Raw genomic sequence first — 21092 nt, 5'->3', positions numbered from 1 at the left:
ATTAAATGGAGGTGGAGGTGAATCATGGATTTTAGAAGTGATACCGTAACAAAACCAACGGATAAAATGCGCGAAAGTATGCTTCACTGTGCTGTAGGTGATGACGTCTACGGAGACGACCCGACAGTCAATGAACTCGAAGCACTTGCTGCAAGTATGTTAGGTAAAGAAGCAGCTCTTTTCGTACCATCGGGAACGTTTTCAAACCAGTGTGCCATCATGACACATACGAGAAGAGGCGATGAAATTATAGGTCTTGAAGATGCACATATCGTGATGCACGAGGTGGGAGCAGCAGCTGTGCTTTCACAAGTGAGCATTCGTCAAGCGAGAAGTCACCGTGGAGAGTACGACTTAAAAGAACTCGAAGCACTCATTCGTGAAGATGACATTCACTATCCAAGGACTTCACTCATCTGTCATGAGACGGCCCATTCGAATGGCCGTGCCATTCCCTTAGAAAATCTTAAGGGAGTCTATGAGCTTGCAAAAAAGTATGATTTAAACGTGCACATCGATGGCGCACGCATCTTTAACGGAGCTGTTGCCCTAGGTGTCGACGTGAAAGAAATTTCTAAGTACGCTGATAGTGTCAGTGTCTGTCTATCGAAGGGTCTCTGTGCGCCTGTAGGAAGCGTTCTCGTAGGAACGAAGGAATTCATCGACCGCGCTAGAAAGAACCGAAAACTCATGGGTGGAGGCCTTAGACAAGCAGGCATTCTCGCAGCTCCAGGAATCATCGCTCTAAAGGAGATGACGGGTCGCTTAGATGAAGATCACGAGAATGCGAAGTACTTAGCGGAGCGCTTAAAGGAATTTGACGGTTTCGAAGTTTTAGAGGATAGACTCGATATCAACATGGTCTTCTTCCGCTTTTCTGGAATCGATCTCGTAGAGCCACTACTTGAAAGAGGAATCCTCATTAATGGCATCGAAGCGGGAGAGTATCGCTTTGTGACAAATAACGGCATCGACCGCACCGACATCGACCGTCTCATCATCGCTCTAAAGGAGATTCTCTCTTGATGGAGATGGTGAGGACTGTTGAACGAGAAAACTCACTGAGGCAGTTTCTAAAGAATTCCTTTGAGCTATCGAGTAATCTCATTCGTGAGCTCGCGCTCGACAATCTCATCTTTGTCGATGGGAAGAGACGCTTTTTAGACTATAAAGTAAAGCCAGGCATGAAGGTAAGCGTTCGCCTCGTCTACGAAGAAAACACCTATGAACCTTGGCCAGAGCCGATCGATGTCATCTATGAAGACGATCAGCTACTCGTTGTAAATAAGGACCCACTCGTTACGATTCATCCCACGGCGGGAACGAAAAACGGGACGCTATTAAATCGAATTAGCTACTACGAAAAGAACCAAGGGGAAGAGTACAAGGTGCGCTTTATTAATCGCCTTGACCGCGATACCTCGGGGCTCGTACTCGTCGCAAAGACCAAGTACATGCACCATAAGATGAGTGAGGTCTTCATTCGTCACGAGGTGAAAAAAGTCTATGAAGCCCTTACAGAAGGCGTCGCAGAGGATCACTTTACGGTCGATGAACCGATCTTTTTAACCGATGGCATTAAGCACGAAATTCGCCCCGAAGGAAAGCCATCATTCACTGAGTTTTTTACGCTCGACAGAGGAGAAAACTGGAGCCGAATAGAGGCCATTCCAAAAACTGGAAGAACGCATCAAATTCGCATTCACTTAAGCCATAAAAATCATCCCATTTTAGGGGATGTTCTCTACGGAAGAGAAGAAAGTGCACCTCGACTTATGCTACACTGTAAAGAGCTTCACTTTAAAGATCCTAGAGATGGTGTAGAAAGACACTTTTTTGCTCCCTTAAAAGAGGATTTTTTAGAGAAACTTAGGCTTCTGAAAGGAAATTAAATGTTACAAACATATTGGCCGCTCCTATTTATTTTCTTTGGTATTGTAGAGATCCTTCGCGGAGGAAAAGACTTCGGTGGCGTCTTTATGATGCTCGTCGGCGGCTTCTTTCTTGCGATGAACTTCGGTTACCAAAGTCTCCTTCAATTTGGCGTATGGTTTTGGGCTTGTGTACTCATAGCGATCGCTGCCCTTGCGACCTCTGCTATTAGAAGACCAAGGGCTATGATGATGAAGGGAAGAAGAAAACCCGTACTGGCTGATGAATTTAAAGCGAAACTCAACTTTAAAACGCAGTCTATTGAAATTCTAAGTGAAGGCTTTAAAGGAGCGAACTTAAGACTCATCTTTTCTGACCTTTGGTTAGACTTTGGTGCAGCAAAGATTAAAAAGGGAGCCGTACTCAACGTTAAGTGCTACTTTTCAACATTTTCTCTTTCTGTACCAGAGGATACGAGACTCATCATTAATGGAGAAGTCGTTCGAGAAGGAAAGAATCGCTTTGAAGTCAACATGAAGAGTTTTCTTTCAAAGTGGGAAGTAGAATAATAGAGGAGATTTACAAAGGACAGACCTCTAAGGGGTTGTCCTTTTTTTATACTGAAACACCGGTAAACATGGAAAATACTATAACTGTAAGAAGGTATATATAAATATTTACAAAAAAACAATATATGATAGAATGAATGAGAAAACAAGAGATAGGAGGAGCAGTACATGATCAAAAGAAATAAGATAACAGACATCGTAATACAAGCACTCTTATGGGCTCTTGTATATGCACTTTGCTTCTTTCTTAAAGATCTCCATTATGTACTAGATTACATAGCTTTCCATTACAAGTTTTACTTGGTTCTCGCGGCCGTTTCGATTTTACTTACCTTAGGAAATCCAAGAACGGGCTTTTCAATGACACTTGGGCACGGATTTGGTCTATTTCTAGGTGTATTTTTAGGTGATTTTTTGAGAGCACAAAATATGCTAAAAATTAAACCAGGGATGGATGCAGGAGAGGTCTACATTTTAAGTACACATAAAGGAGTGTTTATCTGGTTGGGTACGATCATTGTTACTGTCTTTATGGTAGGGATAATAAGCTTTCTTCGTAGAAAAAGGAATGAAAAAGTGGAGTGATTCATCACTCCACTTTGCTATTTACGAGTTCATTGAGTCGTTCGAACTCTTTTTTTATTTCCTTAGCCTTGGTTAGATCACTGTATTCTTCGGGATCTGTTACAGGAAGCACACTGTAGGTCGTAATGCCGTTCTTTTTGACCCAGCTGTTAACGTAGGTCAAGGTGTAGTCGGTGGAAGCGACACGTGCTTTACCATTTTCACGCTTTACCTTGACGCGGAAGATGATGCCGCTCTTCGTGTGGGGCTGCGTCTGGCCGGAGTAGAAGTTTCCGAGTGAATAGATGATTGCCATCTTCTTTTCTTCGCCCTTGTAGTTAATCGTACGTAGTTCGATGGGCTGAACGACGTGAGGATGACAGCCTAGAACGATGTCTACACCTTCTTCTTCAAGAAGCGTCGTCAGTTCCTTTTGGATGTCGATGGGATGGTCTGTGTACTCGACACCCCAGTGCATGCTGACACTTATGATCTCTGCGCCTTCTTTTCTCGTCCTTTCGATGTCTTTACGAATGACTTCAGGATCGATGAGGTTTACGGCGTATTCGTTCTTTACAGGGATTCCATTCGTTCCATAGGTATAGCTTAAAAGTCCCACCTTAATGCCTTCAACATCTACAATGACAGGTGTATTTCTTTCTTCTTCACTGGCTGCTGTTCCAAAGGGAATGAGGCCAATGTTTCTCACGTTTTCAAGGTTTCTGGGTACTGCCTTAGCCCCCTTATCCATGGCGTGATTATTAGCAGTACTTACGGCATCGACGCCGATCTTTTTTAGTGTCTCGGAGAGGTTTTCTGGGGCATTAAACGAAGGATAACCGGTGTAACCGAACTCCTTTCCTGCCGTCATGCTTTCTAAGTTTGCGATCGTAAAGTCGTCTTCGTCAAAGGCATTTTGAACCTTTTCAAACTGCGGTAGATAGTCATAGCCTGATTCGGTCTTTGCAGCTTTCGTGCAGTAACCGTGACTTAAGACGTCACCGATTGCTGAGATTGTAATCTCTTTATCCTCTGGTATTTCCTTTACTGCTTCTTTTGTTTCTGGTTCTTGAGTCACCGTTTCTTTTGGGGCAAAAACAGTTCCTTTACTTAAAAGATCGTCTCTTAAATCTTCACATCCAACACAGAAGATCAAGGCGATGAGTAATAGCGTGATCCATCTCTTTTTCATAGTCTTCCTTTCTCAACGTAAGTATAGCATAATGTTGAAACAGGCCAAGAAAAATGTTTTAATAAGAGTCGGAGGAAACTATGGAAACACTACTGATAGGAAAGAGACCACTAACAATAGAAGACGTTGTAAACGTCGCAAGAAACAAGGTAAGAGTAGAGATCAGTGAGGAAGCAAAGGCTCGCATTAAAGAATCAAGCGACCTCGTTGAAAAATTTGTCGAAGAGGAACGCGTCATCTACGGCATTACGACAGGCTTTGGACGTTTTTCTGACGTATCGATCTCAAAGGCTGAAATTAGAGATCTTCAGAGAAACCTCATCATCAGTCATTCGACAGGGGTAGGAGAAGTCCTCTGTGACGATGAGATTCGTGCTATCCTTTTACTTCGCATTAATGCGCTTTCAAGAGGCTTTTCTGGCATCCGTCTAGAGACACTAGAAGAGCTCTTATGGTTATTAAATGAGGACATCATTCCTTACGTACCTTCTCAAGGAAGTCTAGGTGCTAGTGGAGACCTTGCACCTTTAGCACATGTCATCAGTGTCATTCTAGGAGAAGGCAAGTGTAAGTATCACGGAGAGTGGATCTCTGCTAAAGAGATGCTAGAAAAAGAAGGTAAGAAACCTTACGATCTCGCAGCAAAAGAAGGTCTTGCACTCATCAATGGAACGCAAGTCATGACAGCCATCGGAACGCTCACGCTCTACGATGCCATGAGACTCTTTGATAACATCACGTACGTCAGTGGTCTTACCATGGAAGCACTAAGAGGCATCCGTGACGTCTTTGATCCAAGACTTCATGAAGTGAGACCACACAAGGGACAGATGGAAGTCGCTAGACGCATGAGAGAACTCCTAAAAGATTCAGAACTCATCAGTTCTCAAGGAGAACTTCGCGTACAAGATGCTTATACACTCCGCTGTATTCCACAAGTTCACGGTGCAAGCTTAGATGCATTAAATTACATCAAAGAACATGTAGAAATTGAAATTAACTCGGTCACCGATAACCCGATTATCTTTAAAGAAGACGAGATCGCCATTTCAGGTGGTAACTTCCACGGTCAACCCATGGCACTTCCTTTCGACTTCCTAGGAATCGCCATCAGTGAACTCGCAAACATCTCTGAACGACGCATTGAACGCCTCGTGAATCCGAACCTAAGTGGACTACCAGCCTTCCTTACAAATCACGGTGGACTTCATTCAGGCTTCATGATCGCACAGTATACAGCAGCAAGCTTAGTCAGTGAAAACAAGGTCTTAGCGCATCCTGCATCGGTCGACTCCATTCCATCGAGTGCGAACCAAGAAGACCATGTATCGATGGGAACGATCGCTGCTAGAAAAGCCAAGTCGATTCTTAAGAATGCAAGAAATGTATTAGCCATTGAATTACTCTGTGCCTGCCAAGGAATTGACATGATTCAGGGTAAAGATAAGCTTAGCAAAGGAACGAAGAAGGTTTACGAAGGATTACGTGAACGCGTAAGTGCCGTCGATCTCGACCGTTTCTTAGCGAGTGATATCGAATCGGCAGCACAGTATCTAAAAGAGGATTTTCATGAATAAAGCGTTAATTGAACGCATTAACTACTACGCAAAGCTAAAAAAAGAAAGATGCCTTACCCCAGAAGAACAGAAGGAGCAAGAAAAGCTAAGAGCTGAGTATCTGAAACTGTTCAGGGAATCCTTCCGAAAGCGATTGGAGAATTTAGATATTGAATTTGTCGATGAATAGGAGGAACTATGAAACGTTTTATTCAACTCGTCGTCATTGTCATTCTCTTCTCGTTAGTTGTAGGACTGACTTTTGCTTTTAGTTACGATTATCTCGTAAGAACGAGAGTTGTAGGAGTAGAAAAAGAAGTTCCTAAACCACAACCACTCCTCTCGGCAAACGAAGAAAGTCGAATTGCTCTCGTAAAGAGCGTAAAAAATAGTGTGGTAAACGTCTATCTAGAAAATGCCTACTACGATGGAGAAATGCGCTATGCAGGCGGTGGTAGCGGTGTTCTCTACGATGAGGATAGTGAATACTACTACATCCTAACAAACTTCCACGTGGCAAGTGGTGGTGACCGCGTAAGCATCATGCTTGGAAATAAGCCCGTTCCCGTCGAAGTTGTAGGTGGAGATCAAAGTGTAGACCTCGCTGTATTAAAGCTTAAGAAGTCAGATACCGTAGGGCAGGAACTAAAGGTTTCAAAGCTCGGTGATTCATCTAAGCTCGAACCAGGTGAGAGCGTCATCGCTGTAGGAAATGCACTCGGCTTTGGACAGTCCATTACACAAGGAATCGTCTCTGCGATTAATCGAAACATCGATGAATCCGTTCAATTTGCCTACTCACTTATTCAGACCGATGCAGCCATTAACCCCGGTAACAGTGGGGGAGCGCTCATTAACTCGGAGGGAGAAGTCATAGGCATAAACACCTTAAAGATCAGCGATACAAACGTAGAGGGCGTAGGCTTTGCCATCCCTATGAATCAAGCGAAAGAGATCGCAGATACGCTTAAAAGTAAGGGATACCTTCCTAAGTCCTACTTAGGCGTCTCTACAAGAGATTTAAACCTCGATAGCCTTCAAGAGGCAGGATATCCGAAGGGAGTCCTCGTTATTACAGTAGAACCAGGTTCACCTGCAGATAAGGCAGGAATCGAAAGGGGAGACTTAATCCTCTCCATCGGTTCAAAGGATACCTTTACTGGTGAAGAACTACGAAATGCCATCTGGGTTCATAAGCCAGGGGATACGGTAGAAGCTAAGATTTACCGTGAAAAGGCTACGAAAGAAGTTTCGATCACTTTTAGCGAAACGAAGAAAAACCGATAGAAAATGGAAAGAACACTGAGGAATCAGTGTTCTTTTGATTATAGGTACCAATATGTGTACCAATGGCTTATAAAATCTCTACAAAAATTCGCTTTAAAAAATGTCACTTCAGATAGAGGTAAGGAATTTGCGTGTTATAAAGAAATTGAAAATATGGGAATAGATTTCTATTTTGCCGACCCATATTCAGCTTGGCAAAGAGGAAGTAATGAGAATTCAAATGGTTTATTAAGGGAATATTACCCAATGAAATCAGATTTGGCTAAAATTGAAGTTGAAGATTTAATTAAAAATATAATGGAGCTTAATACCAGACCTAGAAAATGTCTAAATTATCAAACTCCATTTGATATATTTATATACGAACTTAGTTTAGAGTAAGTGTCGCAATATTTTTTGCAATTCATCGGAGGTTAAATGATGCAAGGAATTACAATGAATGAATTATATGAGTTAATCTCTCACTGTCATGATGCAGAATTTGAGTATAGTGGAACCACTTATGTGTTACAGCCAGAGGTTAATGACAACAAGACTTACCTTGTAATTTGGGATTGCACACCGGACGCAGCAAAATGCATCGCCAAACACGAAATCGAGGGTGAGGGTGATGTTCCGCAGTCCGTTATCGATGCAGTTCTTTCAGAAAAGTGTTTTAATGGCAAATCCTTTAAGGAAATAGAGCAAGAGATTACGGTCACTGTGATTTATTAAGCCCAAAGGGAAAAGACCACACAGTAGACTATGTAGCCTGTTGTGTGGTCTTTCTGTTGGCACCGCTTGAGGACGTCACTCAAAAATTATCGTTGTTTTCAATAATCCTTATGAATATTCCATCGTTCGTACACTCTGATCAAATAATTATAGCATATTATTCAACACATTGCAACACATTTTTTAGTTGAGGTTCATAAATTTATTTTTTAGTTGAGGTTCATAAATTTATGGAGGATATTTGTTCCACGGTGCATTTGACACAGGAACCGATCAATGCAAGATGCTAAGCAAAAGCCGCAAAACCTGCGCTGTAAGCAGCTTTTTTTGCTTGGGCAAAATAGCCTATTATGCGCCGAACCTCTGTCAAGAACCTTTCGCGGCATAAAATATCCTCCAGTTTACGATTTCGGGAGTAGAGCCTTTTAGTTGCTTCCTTAGTCTCAACAATCCGAATTGCTATCTTCAAAGCTGCGTATACTCGTTTGAACAATTTCTTGATTCCTAATAGTCAATACGCAGTCAGAGCAATTACGGATAAATGTCTTGTCATGAGTAATGAATACCACCGTTCCTCTGTAGTCACGAATCATTCGTTCAAGCGCCTCCACGCTAAATATGTCAAGAAAGGCCGTTGGCTCATCCAGCAGCAGCACATTATAGCATCCTGTCAAAAGGCTCAGCAACATGACTTTATTTAGCTCGCCTTCACTCAAATGGCGCAATTCCTTGCGAATATCTGCGGCGCAGAAGCCGAGCTGTGAGAGCATGGAAATCATCTCATGCTGCTTGCAAAGGGCATCTCTCATGAGAAAACTCAGCATTGTTTCTGTGCTTGAAGATTTTTCATACCTCTGCTCATAAGAACCAATCACGCATTTCTGAGCAATGGCAATTTGTGTGTCATGCGCCGCAATCATCCGAAATAGCGTTGTCTTTCCCACACCGTTCTCTCCGGTCAAAGCCACCTTTGTACCTCGCGCAACGCGGAAGGTCACATTGTCAAGGAGTGTATTTGTGCCAAAAGAAACTGTTATATTCTCCGCAACAATGGGGTATGGATTATTTACCAGTAAATACTCCGGCTGCCTGAATCTAACTATGGGTAGTCGCTCCGGACGTTCGACTTCTTCCAATCCGGAAAGTCTGCGTTCAATTGAGATAGCCGCCTTATGAGCGCTCTTTTCCTTGCTTCCGATGGATTTTTGCCCACCTAAGCGACCTCCGAAATGGTCTGCATCCTTTGCGGGGCGTCCTTTTTTCTTATGGTATAGATTGTCCGCTTTTTTCCGTACGGTCGCCGCAGCTTCTGCAAGGCGTCTTTTCTCATCCGTATATTTCTGATAGGCTAATTCTTGCGCTTTGCGTGCTTCTTCAATTTGACGCTGGTACGCCGAATAGTTGCCAGAAAACTCACGGAGGCTTCCATTTTTCAACTCCCAAATCTTTGAGACGGTTCTATCAAGAAACTCACGATCATGACTAACCAAAACAACTGCTCCATCGAAACTGTGAATACTCTTAATCAGTAGTTCTTTTCCCGGCTCATCAAGATGTGCAGTCGGCTCGTCAAGGAATACAGCCGTAGCTTGCTCAGAAAAAGCACGTGAAATGCGTACGCGCGCCGCTTCGCCTCCGCTTGCATGGATAAGTTCGCAATTCTTCACACCCCAGATGGATGCCATGTAATCCGTGGGAACCATGTGATGCGAATCCTCAATGCTCACTTGTGGTACAAACAACACATTTCCATAGCGGACAACCTTGCACATAGCAGTCTCCATTTCTCCTGAAAGAATTCTGAGCAAGGAGGTCTTTCCGCTGCCGTTGGCGCCGATGAGCCCAATTCTTTCGTTTTCGGCGACAGAGAGTTCGCTTATATTCAAAACATCACGTCCGTTGAATTCAAGCATAACATGTTTTGCCTTTACGATTTCCCGCATCATATTTCTCCGTGTTCCACATGGTTATGACTAAAGTGGAACTCTTTTGCAAAAAACTTTTTCTTTTCATCCGAAAAATGATGCGTGATAACAAAAACAATGCCACCGGATAATTCGGTAAGAATGTCTTCAATCTTTTCGGCTGTCTCCGAATCCACATTGGCGAGTGGCTCGTCTATAATAGTGATAGGAGCTTTACGCAACAATGTTCTAGCAAGTGCAATCCGTTTACGCTCGCCGCCGGATAGATTGCTGCCGCCTTCGTGAATCATACTGTCGAGCCCTTCCGGGGTTGCAAACTTATGCAAATTGAGTTTTTGCAGCAGTGCGATCAGCTCATCATCGCACATGTCACGATACATTGTGAGGTTGTTGCGCAACGTATCGTTGAACAGGACGGGATCCTGCCGCATAATTGCAATCTTTTCGTTCAGCTGCTTCACGCAAAAGGCGCTTGAATCGTTTATAAGTATCTCTCCGTTCTGGGGTTTGTAATATCCAAGCAACAGATTCATGCTTGTTGACTTGCCGGAGCCACTCTGTCCAGTAATAATACATTTTTCGCCAGCGTTCACCTTGAGTGAAAAGTCATTTAAAATCGGAGATGCATCCTCGTAACCAAAGCATACGTGCCGAAAAGCAACGCTATTAATCTGTGAGATTTCTATTGTCCGTTCGCTACCGGCAGGTGCTTGCTCAAACAACGATTCAAGCTTTTTTGCTACCGGTTTCGTGCTTAAGTATTCTTGCAAGTATGCGGAAACTGCGATTATAGGATATGAAAGCTGGTCGATAAGACCAACAGCAATAAAGAAATCACCTGCAGAAAAGTCTCCGTTTAGAACGAGCGCCGCAGTTGTCACAATTACGATAAAATGGCTCATATACGATAGGAGCGCAGTGATTGTTTTTGATAAGTAAGTGACCTTTTTGAAACGGAATAGTTTGTCCGAGACTTCTTCGTTGCTCTCTCGAAATTTCCGGGTGATCACTTTCTCAACAGAATAGTTTTTTATCAGTTCAAACCCAGAAAGCCATTCGACAATATTTCCGAGATGTTTTTGAAAGCTGTCGATGCTTTCGTTTTTTGCATTTTGAAGCTTTTTCTCGATCAGCTTTGGTATATAGAGCGGCATAGTCAGTAAAAACAATGTGAGAAGAGCAACGCGGTAGTCTAACCAAAACAGCGCGGCACTTACAATGAGTGTCTTTGACGAAATTTCTATTAACAACGGGATGTTACCAAGATAGCCTTCATTGACTTGATCGATTTGGTCGGTGTATTGCGCGACAAATTCGCCCTGCTGTACGGTCATCGCCTCTACGGGGCTGCGCATTAGAAGCCAGTCAAAATACAAGCTACGCAAAGACTTCTTGTTTGCAACAGAAAAGCGCCCTCGAAAATAGTCATAGCCGTAAAACGACGCCATCTCTACTGCTATGGCTGCAAAAAAGGCGATTGCAAGTCTAAATACTCCGGCTGATATGCCATCAAGCGCAGTGTCCAGCAATTCCCCCTTCAAAAATTGCACATATGTTCCAGCGAAGCCGGCAATGAATACAAAAAGCAAACAAATAGCTAAATACTTCCAGTGACTCTTTATTATGTTTTTCACGATGTTATACCTCTTTTGCTGACGCAAGCAACAGCGTCAACAAATCGCACCTTTCTATTTTTTTGTATCAAACTATCCGCTTGGCGCACCTAAATGGCAAAGCGGTATGACTTTGAAGTCGATACGGCACAGAACAATAGAAAGCTGTGGAAGCATGATTTCATTTCACAAAGCAGCATACACAAGTATTCAAATGTTCGTGCCGTTAAACTGACAACCAAATGCGAATCATCATAGTACACCCCATTCATGGTATTTTTGTATTTATTAGTATATCATAAGAACAGAAATTGCAAATTTATAATCTGAAAAATTTTGCTGAGTTTGGCTGGAGCTATGTATTAATTGTGCAGAGCTTGTAGTTAATCGTACACACGACAAGCGCATGAATAAACAATCTTTTAACAGGAGCAAATAATGAGCGAATTTTTCGCCGTGGAAAATCCAAAAGCATCAGAATATTACGGAGCTGGAGCGCAGCATTGCTGTGGCGCTGATAGACCGTATTCTCATATACAAGGACAACCGCGTGGAAGTCCATTTCCGATTTGAGGACGAATTTGCATGGCAGATGGATATTCTCCGAAGATCACAAATACGGGAGGTGGTTTAAGTGGCAAGAACGAAACGCAAAATCAATCCGATTCTTCCGGAGGCGGAAGCTCCGGCACCTGCACAGAAAAAATACCGTACCGCCGCTTATGTCCGCCTCTCTGTGGAGGACAGCGGAAAACCTGGAGCAGATACCATTGAAGGACAGAAAAACCTTCTGCTTCATTTCATAGAAAATAACAAGTCTCTTTCTCTGTACGCCCTGTTCTGCGATAACGGGCGAACCGGCACAGACTTTGAACGTCCCGAGTTTGAGAAACTCATGGAGGCGGTCAAGCACGGTGAAGTGGACTGCATTGTGGTCAAAGACCTCTCGCGCTTCGGACGTAATTACAAGGAAACGGGCAACTATCTTGAACGCATTTTCCCGTTCCTCGGAGTGCGGTTCATTGCCGTAAACGACGGCTTTGATACGCTCACCGCAGAGCGAGGTGCGGACGGTTATCTCGTTCCGCTGAAGAACCTTATCAACGAGGTTTACAGCAAGGACATTTCCAAAAAGTCGGGTTCCGCTTTGGCAACCAAGCAGAAAAACGGAGATTTTATAGGCGCATGGGCTCCCTACGGATACCGCAAGTGCGCGGATGATCCGCAAAAGCTGGAGCCGGATGAAGCGACAGCTCCCGTCGTGCGGCAGATATTTCAGTGGCGCGTCGATGGTATGAGCGTTACACGAATAGCAAAGAAGCTCAACGATTCCGGCATCCCGTCCCCTTCTGCCTATCTCTACAATACCGGCGTATGCAAGACGGAAAAGTATAACGGTGCAATATGGCATATACAGGCAGTCAAGATTATTCTGACCCGCCAAGTATACATCGGGCACATGGTTCAGGGAACAAAACGGCAGTCCTTCTATGAAAACCGCAGGCAGTACAAAAAGCCGCAGGAAGAATGGGTTATCGTTGAGAACACGCATGAGCCGATCATCGACAGAGACACCTTTGAAAAGGTTCAGGAAATCATGCGGCAGAGGAACGAGGAATACTTTGAAAAACTCGGAAGATTCAGCTATCTGGAAACGACCGAAAACATCCTCAAAGGACTGATATACTGCGCAGACTGCAAACGCCCGCTGGTACGGTACAAAAACGTGAGCCATAACAAGAAGCTGTGGTACACCTTCATCTGTCAGACACATTCAAACGATATAACGAGCTGCCCGAAGAAGAACATCCGTGAAGATGCGCTGATCTCCATGCTCATGCAGGCTATCCAAACGCAGATCGAGCTTGCCGCAGATATGGACGAGCTTGTGCGCAGGGTGAACAGTTCTCCCAAACACAGAAAGCGGACAGCCGATTTGCAAGGGCGGCTGGATAACGCAAAGAAAGCACTCAAGCGCTATAACAATCTGTACGACAGTCTGTATCAGAACTATGTGGATAAGCTCATGACCGAGCAGGAATACATCACGCTGAAAAGCCGTTACAAAGCCGAAGCGGAGGAAGCGGAACGGCTGATTGAAGCTCTCACCCGGCAGCAGGCGGAAGAATCCGAGCACACGCCGGAAAATCGCTTTCTGACGGCGTTCGGAAGTTTCAAAGGCGAGGATACTCTTACAAAGGAAATGGCGCAGGCACTTATAGAGCGCGTGTATGTTGACGGGAACAGCAATATTGAGATTATCTTCCGCTACCGTGACGAATACAGAGCACTTTGTACATATCTTGAGGGAAAGGAGAATGGCGCATGACTACCGCAATTTATCTTCGTATTTCAAGCGAAGACGTTGACTTGAAAACCGGCGAAAAAGATGAATCCGAAAGCATATCCAATCAGCGCCGCCTCCTTCGGGATTATGTAAGCGCTCACGCGGATTTATCCGGCTCTGAAATATTGGAGTTTTGTGATGACGGTTGGAGTGGTACGAACTTCGAGCGTCCTGCAATAAAGGAGCTTTTAGAGCAGGTTAAGCGTGGGAAGATCAACTGCATTGTGGTCAAAGACCTCTCCCGCTTTGGGCGTGATTATATCACCGTAGGAGATTACATCTCCCGCGTGTTTCCGTTCCTCGGAGTGCGCTTTATATCCGTCAATGACGGCTTTGACAGCATCAATCCGCAGGACATAGACAGCCTCGATACATCGTTTCGGACGCTGATTTATGACCTGTACAGCCGTGATCTCTCCCGCAAGGTAAGAAGCGCGAGAAAAGCGAGAGCGGAACGCGGCGCGTTTCTTAGTCCATACGCTCCCTATGGGTATATAAAAGACCCGGAGGACAAGAATCATCTGCTTGTAGACGAGGAAGCTGCCTCCGTGATTCGGCGCATTTTTCAAAGAGCGGCGGACGGGCTAAAGACATGGGAAATCGCCGCAGAGCTCAATGGAGACGGTGTTATTTCTCCGAAAAACTACAAGATTGATGCGGGCTGCACAAGAACGCCGTGGCGAAGCATTCAGGAAGACAATTTCTGGACGGGCAATTTGGTTGGAAAGTTTCTGCGGGACGAACGGTATATCGGCAAGGTAGTGTTCGGCAAACGGATTCGGGACGTTGTGGGCAACACCCACACGGTAAAAATCTCCCGGAATGATTGGATCGTTGTTTCCGACATGCACGAAGCGATTGTATCAAAATCATTGTTTGAAGCGGCGCAGAACAGCATGAGAGAGTATCGGGAGTATGCATCACCGACCGACAGCGACAAGCCGAATTCTCCAGGCGGAAGGCCCTCGGTGGCCGATACAGAGCAGCCAGTGTATTTTCCTCTATGATATTCTGTGGGGACTGCGGGTCGGTATATGGTTCAAAGGTGTGGCATTCCACAGACAAATATCGCCGCACCATCTGGCAGTGCAATGACAAGTTCAAAGGCGAACGCCGCTGCACTACACCTCATCTATACGAAAAAGACATCAAAGCAATGTTCCTTCGGGCATTCAGTAAGCTGATAGCTGATCGGGAACATATTTGGGAGGACATCCGCTTGGTACAAAACACCCTTTGCGACTGCACGGAACTGGACGCACAGCAAGCCACCCTGGAAGAGGAGATGGAAATCGTAAGCGAACTGATTCGCCAGTGCATTGAGGAAAACACCGTCAAGGCACAGAACCAAGCGGAGTATATGGAGCGTTATGAGCGCCACACTCGCCGCTATGAAAAAATGCAGAAACAGTATGAAGCCATTGAAGCAGAACGGCAACGCAGGAAAGAGCAGAACGATCGCATTAGTGCATTCTCTGCGATGCTGACAGAACAATCGGAAATGCCCATTGAATTTGACGATGATCTTTGGCTGGCGGCAGTCGACCATGCCACCGTCAATGCGGATGAGACGGTGGTGTTTACTTTCAAAAGTGGAATCGAAATAACGGAACAGATATAAAACGGCTCGGAGCCTGGGTAATCTCCCAAGTTCCGAGCCGTTTTCTCTTTGTTTTGATATGCACCTATGGACATATAAATCTAACGATACCGAGTTCTTTATAACGCAAAACAGGTTGTTTTCAATGAGCAAAAGTCCTCCGATAGCAACGATTTTGCCGTTTTGAGGGTCTGTTGCTCAATGAGTGCATGTGCAAACAAAAAAGCCTTGATATGACAGTGGTTTTCCGCATAAAAATAACGAACCGACAGCTGAGAATTGTATCAACTGTCGGTTCAGTTATGGTGCCGATGACCGGATTCGAACCGGTACGGTATTGCTACCGGTGGATTTTGAGTCCACTACGTCTGCCTGTTCCATCACATCGGCTGATACTAGGTTATTGTAGCAAAAAAGCTCCCTAGGTGCAATTACTTTTTAAGGAGCTCTTGAATGTAGTCTTCTATTTTCTTTAGTTCTTCTTTAGTGGCTTGACGTGGTGCTTTGAGGTGGAGCATGGTCTGAGGTTTTTCTGATTTGCTCCAGTTTAATAAGTATTCAGGAGTCGTTTCGAGCACTTCAGCGATGAGTTTGAAGTTATCTACGGGAATCTTTTGAATGTCACCATTTTCATAGCGGTACATGGTGCTCGTCGATACGCCGACGTGCTTGGCGACCGTTTCTACACTGATTCCTTTTTTCTTTCGAAACACTTTTATAGCATCAATGTTCATATGACCTCCTGTTTTTTCTTAATTATAGAATTTAATTCTCATTTATGCAATGGAGAATCTGTAAATATCAAGTATTTTCGTGTATAATAAAATCGATAATTCGCATTTATGCGAAAAAGGGGGTCGCTTTGAATACCGCCAAACTTCACGAGATCATGATAGAAAAGGGAATCGCTGTTAAAGATATGGCTAAGCTCTTATGTATTAGTGATAGCACGTTTTATCGAAAGATGAAGACGGGCTATTTTCTCATAGGAGAAGTAGAACTTATAAAAAAAGCCCTTCATCTTTCGAATGAAGAGGCTATTTGGGTGTTCTTTGAGGACTAAAAGTACTTACTGAGTGCGATCGGTCCATCGACAATTTTTCTAGTTACTTGTAGGAGTCCCTTGGCATTGACTCTCGTTCTCCAGTGTACGAGGCTAATCGTTCCTCCGACAATTTCGATACTTGAAACAATTTGTGGTCTTACGGCACTTCCTGTATTAAAGTACTTGCTCTTTGATTCAGGCTTTGCAAAGCGAGGACGGTGTGTATGACCTACAATCATTAAGAGGTCTTTGTTTTCCATCCATCTTTCGTACATTTTTTCGATCTTATGTCTCTTTACTGCACTCTTTGCAGGACTCTGTGGGTTTCTCATTCCTATGACGTGTAAAAATCGCCAAACGTAGCGAAGTAAAAAGTGAGCGACGCGCCAAAAGGTGTCATTTAGTGCATCTCCTTGGTGGCCGTGTAGAATGAGTATTTCCTTTCCTAGGTCTTCATAGCGAAGGCGAAGTCCCTCTTGCGGTACGATGCCCTGTAGGAAGGGTTCCATTTCGTCGGTGTAGAGGTTCTTTGACTCCCAAAGGGTCTTCTTTACGACTTCTCTATACTTTAGTGTGATGTTGTGATTTCCATAGATGATTCGAAGCCTGTTTTTTTCGTGAAACTTCTTGTAGATGTCAAAGACATCTTGATGAGCCCAGTAGATGTATTCAAATTTGGAGTGCTCCCAGAGTTCGTCTCCGTCTCCGTTTTCGATGAACGTGAAGTTGTTGTTGTAGTAATAATTGGCTGCATGCATGAAGATGTTCTGATTCGGTGCGAATTCGTCAGAAAAGCTCGAATCACCTCGGTGCATGTCGCTCATAATGACGTACTTGGATTCGTCGTTGAATATTTCTACAGGCGCTTGTTCGTATACGGCATCTAGTCTACTTTTTGATCTCATTTTTGAACCGTCTCGATGTTCCAGATTTCCTTTGCATACTCTTTAATGGTGCGGTCAGAGGAGAAGTTTGAGGAGTGGAAGAGGTTATTTAAGCACATCTTAGCATAGAGTCTTCGATCTCTGTACACTTCGTCGACTTTCCTGTGGGCTTTTCTGTAGCTGTCGAAGTCTGCAAGGAGTAGGTAGTTATCTGCAGTCTCCCAGCCACTACCGTCTAATAGGGAGTGGTAGAGGGCAGCAAATTCACCCGTTCCACCGTCTGACACGGTTCCATCGATCAAGCTATCTACGGCTCTCTTTAGGCCCTCTACGGACTCATAGTAGTCGCGTGCACGGTAGTTTGGACGAAGTGCTTTCACTTCCTCTACTGTTAGACCAAAGATGAAGTTATTTTCTTCTCCCGCTTGCTCTACGATCTCGATGTTTGCACCATCGAGTGTACCGATGGTAGGTACACCATTCATCATAAACTTCATATTTCCTGTGCCACTCGCTTCTTTACCAGCAGTCGAAATTTGTTCCGATAAGTCAGCGGCACTAATTAAGCTCTCTGCGTAGGTTACGTTGTAGTTTGTGACAAAGACGATCTTTAGCTTGTCGTTTGTCTCAGGGTCATTATTAATAAGCTCTTTTAGCTTATTGATGTAGAGAATGATGGCTTTTGCGCGGTAGTAGCCAGGGGCACTCTTTGCTCCGAAGAAGTAGGTTCTCGGAACAAAGTCCTTGAGCTCACCATTTTTTAATTTGTAATACGTATCGACGATGAGAAGGGCATTTAAAAGCTGTCTCTTGTACTCGTGGAGTCGTTTAATCTGCACGTCAAAGAGACTATCGGGGTCTATTACGATGCCTTCTTTTTCCTTAATGAGCTTTGCGAGCTTCTCTTTATTCTCTCTTCGAATGGCTAAGAAGCGCTCTTGAATGTTCTCATCTTCTGCAAGGCCCTGAAGGGGATCGATGAGTTCTAAGTGATTGATCCAGTTGTCATCTTGAAGAAGCTCTGTGATGAGGTGACTAAGTTTAGGGTTTGCTAAGCGTAAGAAACGTCTTTGTGTGACGCCGTTTGTCTTATTTAAAAACTTCTCTGGATAGCGCTCATACCACGCGGTTAGGACGTCGTGCTTTAAGATTTCCGTATGAACCTTAGCGACACCATTGACGTGGCCACTTCCGTAGAGGGCGAGGTTCGCCATGTGAATTTGCCCATCCTTAAGGATTCTAAAGGGATCCTTTTCCATGTCGTTTAAGCCGTCTTTTGTAAGTTCACTTAAGAGGGTCTCATTGATCATGTGAATGATTTCTACGATTCGAGGAAGGATCGAGCGGTAGAGTGCATAGTCCCACTTTTCGAGTGCTTCCGAGAGAATCGTATGGTTTGTGTAGTGGAAGGTGTGCTGTGCAATGTCTAGTGCTTCTTCAAAGGGAAAACCTTCTTCATCTAGAAGGATTCGAACGAGCTCCGCTACAGCTACAGCTGGGTGCGTGTCATTAAGCTGTAGTACGTTTCTTTCTGCAAAGCTCTTTAGGTCCGTATATTTTCTCTTATGCTTACTTACGAGGTCTTGAATCGAGGCACTTACGAAGAAGTATTGCTGTTTACAGCGAAGAATCTTTCCTTCTAAGCGCGTATCGTTCGGGTAGAGAACGCGAGAGATGTCTTCTGCGCGGTTCTTTTCTTGCATCGCAAGGTCGTAATTTTGTTCATTAAAAAGACCGAAGTCAAATTTTTCAATCGGCTCACTTCTCCAGAGGCGAAGCGTGTTTATGACGTTCGACTGATAGCCGATGATGGGCGTATCGTAGGGAACGGCGTAGACCTCTTGGCCTTCAAAGCGAATGCGCTTCTTTTCTGATTCTCTTCTGATAGACCAGGGATCGCCATACTTCAGCCAGTCGTCGGCCGTCTCCACTTGTCTTCCATCGACAAAGCGCTGCTTAAAGATGCCGTACTCATAGCGGATACCGTAGCCGTGAAGAGGATATCCTAAAGTAGCTGCAGAGTCTAAAAAGCAGGCGGCAAGGCGACCTAAGCCTCCGTTACCGAGCCCTGCATCGCGCTCCACTTCTTTAATGCGATCAAAGTCTAAGCCGACTTCTTTCATGGCTAAACGAACGTCCTCGTCGATTCCAAGGTTTACGAGATTATTTTCAAAGCTTCTTCCCAAGAGGTATTCGCTCGATAAGTAGTAAGCCGAGCGATGGGAGGATTTTTCACTGTCTGTAATCCAGTAGGGGGAGATGGTGCGCATGATGGTTCGACTGATGGCATTATAGAGCTCATAGTCCTCTGCATGCTCCATGCTTACGGCATAGTTTGCTCGTAGAGTCGATTTGACATTAAAGATGAAATCTTCGCGGCTAAAGAGATTCATGATACCTCCAGTAGGTTTTTGTTAGCTCCTTTAGGAAAGGTCCTTGGAGCTTTTCTAGGTAGTTGGTTTCGAGTCTAAAGGTCCAGTTTCCAACGGTATTCGGAAGGTTTATTCTTCCTTCACTTCCGATTCCAAGTAGGTCTTGAACGGTTGTCATCGCAAGAAAAGCGGGGGAGGCGTAAAGGGCTCGAAGCATCTCGATAAAGAGTTCTTCTTCGCTACAATGTAAGTATCGGAGGGCGTACTCTTTCGTTTCCTTCGATGCACTTTGAAAGAAACCCTTTACGGTATCGTTATCGTGCGTTCCTGTATAGCAAACGACGTCATTTTCATAGTTATGTGGGGCATTTTCGCTGTCGTAGAAGGGATCGAGTCCAAACATGAAGACACGCATCGAAGGTAGCCCTGCTTCTCTTCTTAGCGTTCGTACGGCATCATTGACGCTTCCTAAGTCCTCAGCGATGAGAGAAAGTGTGGGGATGCTCTTTCGGATCGTCTCAAAGAAGGGTAGTCCAGGACCCTCTTCCCAGTGGCCTCCCGAGGCGTCCTTATCGCCAAAGGGAATGGACCAGTAGCGTACAAAGCCGATGAAGTGATCGAGACGCACGTGGTCATAGAGCTCGCTTTGACGCTCGAGTCTCTTTCTCCACCACGTAAAGTTATCCTTTTTCATCTCTTTCCAGTCGTAGAGGGGATTTCCCCAGAGTTGACCCGTTTCGCTAAAGCCATCTGGTGGGCATCCTGCAACGCTTTTAGGGAGTTCTCTTTCGTCGAGTTCAAAGACGCTTCGGTCTCTCCAGACTTCAACGCTGTCGAAAGCCACGTAGAGTGGAATGTCTCCCATGATCTCAACTTTTCTCTCGTTCGCATAGCGCTTCAGTGCCTTCCACTGTAGATTGGCGACATATTGTGTAAAGGCCCAGAAGAGCACCTCTTCTTCGTGTTCTTCTTGAAAAGCTTCGAGTGCTTCGGGATCTCTCATCTTTAAAGGCTCTTCCCAGAAGTACCAGGAGGAGAAGTTATGCTCTTCTTTTAGAGCCATAAAGAGAGCGTAGTCCTTGACCCAGTCTGTGCTTTCGAAAAATTCGCGTACGCTCTCTTTAAAGAGCGGATCGGTATTCTGATAGATTCGTTTTAAAAGGGGAATGCGTCCATTAAAGAGTGCTTCGTAGTCTACTCGGTCACTTGTTGTGATAGTCTCTCGGATCTCTTCTTCGGAAATGACTCCGCGCTCCACAAAGACCCTGAGATCAATATAGTAGGGGCTTATGGCATCGCTTGAAAGCGTCTGATAGGGAGAATCGCCGAAAGAAGTCGGTCCAATGGGTAACATTTGCCAAATGCTTTGTAAGTTTTCTGTTAAGTAATCGATGAACTGAAAGGCTTCTTTTCCCATGGTTCCAATGCCAAAGGGGCCTGGTAGGGAACTTAGGGGTAATAATAAACCAGCTATCCTATCTCGCATGACACGCTCCTTTTACGCTATTATTATACCAAAGAACAAATGAAAAACTTAGGGCTCGGTCGAAAG

20 protein-coding genes, 1 tRNA gene and 1 pseudogene are annotated in these 21092 nt (G+C 44.6%); 14 read left to right on the top strand and 8 right to left on the bottom strand.

The annotated features are described in order from the left end of the window. Positions 1-24: 24 nt before the first annotated feature. From ltaE to ACUB3H_RS02310, 4 genes are all read left to right on the top strand, one after another. A complete protein-coding gene (ltaE, locus tag ACUB3H_RS02325) occupies positions 25-1026 on the top strand; it encodes a low-specificity L-threonine aldolase (protein WP_459129038.1) in 1002 nt (333 codons plus the stop codon). Then, positions 1026-1892, top strand: a complete 867-nt coding sequence (locus tag ACUB3H_RS02320) for an RluA family pseudouridine synthase (protein WP_459129841.1) — start codon at positions 1026-1028, stop codon at positions 1890-1892. Before ltaE ends, ACUB3H_RS02320 begins: the two co-directional genes overlap by 1 nt. Continuing rightward, positions 1893-2441, top strand: a complete 549-nt coding sequence (locus ACUB3H_RS02315; RefSeq protein ID WP_459129037.1) for a LiaF transmembrane domain-containing protein — start codon at positions 1893-1895, stop codon at positions 2439-2441. 168 nt (positions 2442-2609) lie between these two features. Further along, a complete protein-coding gene (locus ACUB3H_RS02310) occupies positions 2610-3026 on the top strand; it encodes a hypothetical protein (RefSeq protein ID WP_459129036.1) in 417 nt (138 codons plus the stop codon). A gap of 4 nt (positions 3027-3030) precedes the next feature. On the opposite strand, the gene ACUB3H_RS02305 is transcribed toward ACUB3H_RS02310, so the two are convergent. After that, positions 3031-4197, bottom strand: coding sequence for a CapA family protein (locus ACUB3H_RS02305; protein ID WP_459129035.1), 1167 nt, complete (start codon positions 4195-4197; stop codon positions 3031-3033). A gap of 80 nt (positions 4198-4277) precedes the next feature. On the opposite strand from ACUB3H_RS02305, the gene hutH reads away from it, so the two are divergent. Genes hutH through ACUB3H_RS02280 form a run of 5 tightly spaced genes read left to right on the top strand, consistent with a single transcriptional unit; the run spans position 4278 to position 7754 of the window. After that, positions 4278-5774, top strand: coding sequence for a histidine ammonia-lyase (hutH, locus tag ACUB3H_RS02300; protein WP_459129034.1), 1497 nt, complete (start codon positions 4278-4280; stop codon positions 5772-5774). Beyond that, positions 5767-5943, top strand: coding sequence for a DUF896 domain-containing protein (locus tag ACUB3H_RS02295; RefSeq protein ID WP_459129033.1), 177 nt, complete (start codon positions 5767-5769; stop codon positions 5941-5943). The genes hutH and ACUB3H_RS02295 overlap by 8 nt, the downstream gene beginning before the upstream one ends. Before the next feature lie 8 nt (positions 5944-5951). After that, the gene (locus ACUB3H_RS02290; RefSeq protein ID WP_459129032.1) at positions 5952-7040 is read left to right on the top strand and encodes a S1C family serine protease; all 1089 of its coding nucleotides are present in this window, start codon (positions 5952-5954) and stop codon (positions 7038-7040) included. A gap of 3 nt (positions 7041-7043) precedes the next feature. Beyond that, the gene (locus ACUB3H_RS02285; protein ID WP_459129031.1) at positions 7044-7421 is read left to right on the top strand and encodes an IS30 family transposase; all 378 of its coding nucleotides are present in this window, start codon (positions 7044-7046) and stop codon (positions 7419-7421) included. Positions 7422-7457: 36 nt separating this feature from the next. Next, positions 7458-7754 carry a hypothetical protein gene (locus ACUB3H_RS02280; RefSeq protein WP_459129030.1) on the top strand — a complete coding sequence of 99 codons (297 nt, stop codon included), beginning with the start codon at positions 7458-7460 and terminating at the stop codon, positions 7752-7754. A gap of 443 nt (positions 7755-8197) precedes the next feature. On the opposite strand, the gene abc-f is transcribed toward ACUB3H_RS02280, so the two are convergent. Together abc-f and ACUB3H_RS02270 are read right to left on the bottom strand one after the other, a co-directional pair. After that, positions 8198-9697 (bottom strand): ribosomal protection-like ABC-F family protein, encoded by a 1500-nt coding sequence (gene abc-f / locus ACUB3H_RS02275; RefSeq protein ID WP_459129029.1) that lies wholly within the window; start codon positions 9695-9697, stop codon positions 8198-8200. After that, positions 9697-11313 (bottom strand): ABC transporter ATP-binding protein, encoded by a 1617-nt coding sequence (locus ACUB3H_RS02270; protein WP_459129028.1) that lies wholly within the window; start codon positions 11311-11313, stop codon positions 9697-9699. The genes abc-f and ACUB3H_RS02270 overlap by 1 nt, the downstream gene beginning before the upstream one ends. Before the next feature lie 613 nt (positions 11314-11926). Between ACUB3H_RS02270 and ACUB3H_RS02265 the strand changes: the two genes are divergently transcribed. From ACUB3H_RS02265 to ACUB3H_RS02250, 4 genes and pseudogenes are all read left to right on the top strand, one after another. Then, complete coding sequence (locus ACUB3H_RS02265) at positions 11927-13621, top strand: recombinase family protein (RefSeq protein ID WP_459129027.1); 1695 nt, start codon at positions 11927-11929, stop codon at positions 13619-13621. Beyond that, positions 13618-14646 (top strand): recombinase family protein, encoded by a 1029-nt coding sequence (locus ACUB3H_RS02260; protein WP_459129026.1) that lies wholly within the window; start codon positions 13618-13620, stop codon positions 14644-14646. The genes ACUB3H_RS02265 and ACUB3H_RS02260 overlap by 4 nt, the downstream gene beginning before the upstream one ends. Beyond that, positions 14643-14750 (top strand): annotated as a pseudogene (locus ACUB3H_RS02255) (recombinase zinc beta ribbon domain-containing protein); the annotation flags it as partial. The gene ACUB3H_RS02260 and the pseudogene ACUB3H_RS02255, both read left to right, overlap by 4 nt. A 108-nt stretch (positions 14751-14858) precedes the next feature. After that, positions 14859-15260 carry a hypothetical protein gene (locus tag ACUB3H_RS02250; RefSeq protein WP_459129851.1) on the top strand — a complete coding sequence of 134 codons (402 nt, stop codon included), beginning with the start codon at positions 14859-14861 and terminating at the stop codon, positions 15258-15260. Between the two features lie 282 nt (positions 15261-15542). Here ACUB3H_RS02250 and ACUB3H_RS02245 read toward each other — a convergent pair. Then, a tRNA-Leu gene (locus tag ACUB3H_RS02245) sits at positions 15543-15629 on the bottom strand. Positions 15630-15670: 41 nt separating this feature from the next. Then, on the bottom strand, positions 15671-15973 hold the full coding sequence (locus ACUB3H_RS02240) for a helix-turn-helix domain-containing protein (protein WP_459129025.1): 303 nt from the start codon (positions 15971-15973) through the stop codon (positions 15671-15673). A 128-nt stretch (positions 15974-16101) separates the two neighbouring features. Here ACUB3H_RS02240 and ACUB3H_RS02235 point away from each other — a divergent pair, with 128 nt between their 5' ends. Continuing rightward, positions 16102-16302: a hypothetical protein gene (locus ACUB3H_RS02235; RefSeq protein WP_459129024.1), complete on the top strand. Its 201-nt coding sequence runs from the start codon at positions 16102-16104 to the stop codon at positions 16300-16302. Here the strand turns inward: ACUB3H_RS02235 and ACUB3H_RS02230 are convergent. From ACUB3H_RS02230 to malQ, 3 genes are read right to left on the bottom strand one after another with little or no spacing between them, the layout of a single operon-like run. Continuing rightward, entirely contained in the window at positions 16299-17189 is an 891-nt protein-coding gene (locus ACUB3H_RS02230; protein ID WP_459129023.1) for a metallophosphoesterase family protein, read from the bottom strand. The two genes, ACUB3H_RS02235 and ACUB3H_RS02230, sit on opposite strands and share 4 nt — an antisense overlap. After that, complete coding sequence (locus tag ACUB3H_RS02225; RefSeq protein ID WP_459129022.1) at positions 17186-19561, bottom strand: glycogen/starch/alpha-glucan phosphorylase; 2376 nt, start codon at positions 19559-19561, stop codon at positions 17186-17188. The genes ACUB3H_RS02230 and ACUB3H_RS02225 overlap by 4 nt, the downstream gene beginning before the upstream one ends. Then, positions 19548-21026 (bottom strand): 4-alpha-glucanotransferase, encoded by a 1479-nt coding sequence (gene malQ, locus ACUB3H_RS02220; RefSeq protein ID WP_459129021.1) that lies wholly within the window; start codon positions 21024-21026, stop codon positions 19548-19550. Before malQ ends, ACUB3H_RS02225 begins: the two co-directional genes overlap by 14 nt. Positions 21027-21092 lie beyond the last annotated feature (66 nt).

This window comes from Guggenheimella bovis (assembly GCF_054492335.1).
The sequence above is the reverse complement of the archived record's forward strand: the minus strand, read 5'-3'. Positions and strand labels throughout refer to the sequence as shown.

Bases quoted from the DNA above. Each gene is read 5' to 3' on its own strand.
- ltaE (WP_459129038.1), top strand. From the start codon at position 25: ATGGATTTTAGAAGTGATACCGTAACAAAACCAACGGATAAAATGCGC.
- ACUB3H_RS02320 (WP_459129841.1), top strand. From the start codon at position 1,026: ATGGAGATGGTGAGGACTGTTGAACGAGAAAACTCACTGAGGCAGTTT.
- ACUB3H_RS02315 (WP_459129037.1), top strand. From the start codon at position 1,893: ATGTTACAAACATATTGGCCGCTCCTATTTATTTTCTTTGGTATTGTA.
- ACUB3H_RS02310 (WP_459129036.1), top strand. From the start codon at position 2,610: ATGATCAAAAGAAATAAGATAACAGACATCGTAATACAAGCACTCTTA.
- ACUB3H_RS02305 (WP_459129035.1), bottom strand. From the start codon at position 4,197: ATGAAAAAGAGATGGATCACGCTATTACTCATCGCCTTGATCTTCTGT.
- hutH (WP_459129034.1), top strand. From the start codon at position 4,278: ATGGAAACACTACTGATAGGAAAGAGACCACTAACAATAGAAGACGTT.
- ACUB3H_RS02295 (WP_459129033.1), top strand. From the start codon at position 5,767: ATGAATAAAGCGTTAATTGAACGCATTAACTACTACGCAAAGCTAAAA.
- ACUB3H_RS02290 (WP_459129032.1), top strand. From the start codon at position 5,952: ATGAAACGTTTTATTCAACTCGTCGTCATTGTCATTCTCTTCTCGTTA.
- ACUB3H_RS02285 (WP_459129031.1), top strand. From the start codon at position 7,044: ATGGAAAGAACACTGAGGAATCAGTGTTCTTTTGATTATAGGTACCAA.
- ACUB3H_RS02280 (WP_459129030.1), top strand. From the start codon at position 7,458: ATGATGCAAGGAATTACAATGAATGAATTATATGAGTTAATCTCTCAC.
- abc-f (WP_459129029.1), bottom strand. From the start codon at position 9,697: ATGCGGGAAATCGTAAAGGCAAAACATGTTATGCTTGAATTCAACGGA.
- ACUB3H_RS02260 (WP_459129026.1), top strand. From the start codon at position 13,618: ATGACTACCGCAATTTATCTTCGTATTTCAAGCGAAGACGTTGACTTG.
- ACUB3H_RS02240 (WP_459129025.1), bottom strand. From the start codon at position 15,973: ATGAACATTGATGCTATAAAAGTGTTTCGAAAGAAAAAAGGAATCAGT.
- ACUB3H_RS02230 (WP_459129023.1), bottom strand. From the start codon at position 17,189: ATGAGATCAAAAAGTAGACTAGATGCCGTATACGAACAAGCGCCTGTA.
- ACUB3H_RS02225 (WP_459129022.1), bottom strand. From the start codon at position 19,561: ATGAATCTCTTTAGCCGCGAAGATTTCATCTTTAATGTCAAATCGACT.
- malQ (WP_459129021.1), bottom strand. From the start codon at position 21,026: ATGCGAGATAGGATAGCTGGTTTATTATTACCCCTAAGTTCCCTACCA.